Source organism: Endozoicomonas sp. ONNA2, assembly GCF_024606365.1.
In the GTDB taxonomy this organism is placed as follows: domain Bacteria; phylum Pseudomonadota; class Gammaproteobacteria; order Pseudomonadales; family Endozoicomonadaceae; genus Endozoicomonas.
The window spans coordinates 1-1,673 of sequence record NZ_JAHHPO010001181.1 but is presented as its reverse complement, the minus strand read 5'-3'; the positions used below and the strand labels follow the sequence as shown (position 1 = coordinate 1,673).

Annotated in this window: 1 protein-coding gene; it reads left to right on the top strand. The window is 50.7% G+C overall.

Annotated elements, in window-relative coordinates; all coding sequences use genetic code 11:
- Nucleotides 1-639: 639 nt before the first annotated feature.
- A partial coding sequence (locus KDK14_RS20795; protein ID WP_257267154.1) for a hypothetical protein occupies nucleotides 640-1,673 on the top strand: 1,034 nt, incomplete at its 3' end.

Genomic DNA, 1,673 nt, shown 5'->3' with positions numbered 1-1,673 from the left:
AGGCTGTCCGAGAATAGACTGCCCTACTGCGGTGGCAGAAAATTGGTCTAAAAAGCCGGAAATTTTTAGTAAATAGAACCACTATTCACTAAAAATTTCCGACTTTTTATCCTCAATTTTCTGCCATCCTCGCTACGGGGACGCCCAGTCGGGCGCTATTCTCGGACAGCCTCCTGGTATGAACGATTCAGAGTTGAAATTTCTTAAAAAATTCAGATTTTACAATTCAAGAGTTCATAATATTGGAGGGTAGTCAGGTTTTTATTAGTCTTTATTAACAGCAGGATATAGTGGTTGTGGTTTTTTTTCTCATTTTTTTATCCAATTATTTAAATTTAGAATATTGATGTCGTTTGTCGGTAATTGCTGCTCAATGGCCCGGTTTTTTCCGGGCTTTTTTGTTTGACCAGCGAAGCGGGCAAATCTGTTAGGCTGAAAGTAGCCCGGACTTGTTCCCATGGATGAGGGATAAACCCGGTACCAAGAGATTCGCTGACTCATTACGCAGTTATTAACTACCTGCCGGGTTTTTCCTGCTTTATAAGATTTTTGTTCATTGCCCGTTACCAATAATTCAAACGGTTCTTTTCACGGCTTGAGTCTTGTCTAACCTTGCCCTTGTTTTTCGAGGAAATAATTATGATATCCCAAACTACCGTTCAGCCAACAGGCACATCCATGGCTTCTCCCTCCGTATCCATTCAGCCATCCGTGAATGGGGGGGTATGGGCAGGGCTGAAAGCCGCCATTCGATTCGGTGTGGTTCCTCTTTTTCAGTCTTTGCATCCCGATTATATTCCCTCCGGGGTGCGGCGGTCGGCGCAACCGGAGGGAGGTCCGGCCTTCACCATTGGCAGTACTGATGGTCAGAGCAGTAGTTTTTTCCAGGGTATTGGACCGGGGGCCAGACTGTTGTCGTCTTTCACTGTGTTGCCAGCGGAGGTCAGCACGCTGTTGGAGGGCTTTGAGACCCTATTTGCAACGGCCCGGCTCAAGGATCAGTTGGAGGCGACGACCGCTCCGGCATCAGGGCAGAGCCAGGTAGACGGCTCAGCATCAAACGACAAAGACAAGAAAAAAACGACACCGCATCAAGAACGACAACGGGCCAGCCCACCGGCCGCCGCCATGACGGGCCAGCTGCCAAAAGCCGCTGTGGCACTGGTTGCCCTGTCCGGCATGGCTGCTACGGGTGCTGCTTCTCCAGCCAATAATAAAACCGACAGGTGGAATGCCGTGTCGGTGGGCAAGATTGATCATAACCCGGACTATCCACTGAATGGCACGCCTGTCAATGCGGCACCGCTGGAGGCTTCCCCGGGTAACAGCGCAACAGCCAATATCGCCCTGTGGGCTACGGCCTTTGTGGTGGCAGGTGTGGCCGGGGTGTGCATCTATCATCATTGTCTGCGCAGGTCATGCTCCGCCGGTGACCCGCAGGAAGTGATGACCATTAATACTGTGGGTCAGGCACAAAGGGAGGATAATCAACCGATGATAGAAGCCTTCAGGAGGGAGGCAGGAGAAGAAACTGCCGGTGAACAGCGCCGCAGGATACCTCCTCCAAAGCCGTACACACATAATAAATCGGCAGTACCGGAACCCCCCCCAATACCGGCAAGGAGCCCGTTCCTTGAGGAACTCAGGAATAGGGTTACTCAACCGATGGCAAA